The sequence below is a fragment of the Schumannella sp. 10F1B-5-1 genome (genome assembly GCF_006517535.1).
Classification (GTDB): domain Bacteria; phylum Actinomycetota; class Actinomycetes; order Actinomycetales; family Microbacteriaceae; genus Schumannella.
The window spans coordinates 1-210 of the sequence record NZ_VHQH01000094.1 but is presented as its reverse complement, the minus strand read 5'-3'; the positions used below and the strand labels follow the sequence as shown (position 1 = coordinate 210).

Below are 210 nucleotides of genomic sequence, written 5' to 3'. Positions count from 1 at the left end.
GTAGGCGGTGAGGGTCTCGGCGACCTCCGCCGGATCGGATGCGGTGAGCGCGTCGAGCTGGGCCTGCAGCGCCGACTTCACGTCGTCGGCAGCGTCGGCGCGGTCTCCGAGCAGCGCGGATCCGGACGCCGCGGCGGCGGCGAGGTAGTCGGCGACCGCCTGGTCGAGCACGGCGACGGCATCCTCGAGCCGCGTCGCACGCTCCGCGAT

At 74.8% G+C, this 210-nt stretch carries 1 protein-coding gene; it reads right to left on the bottom strand.

Going from position 1 to position 210, the window contains the following annotated elements:
- On the bottom strand, nt 1-210 hold a 210-nt coding region (locus FJ658_RS16295; protein WP_219995789.1), incomplete at both ends, for a hypothetical protein.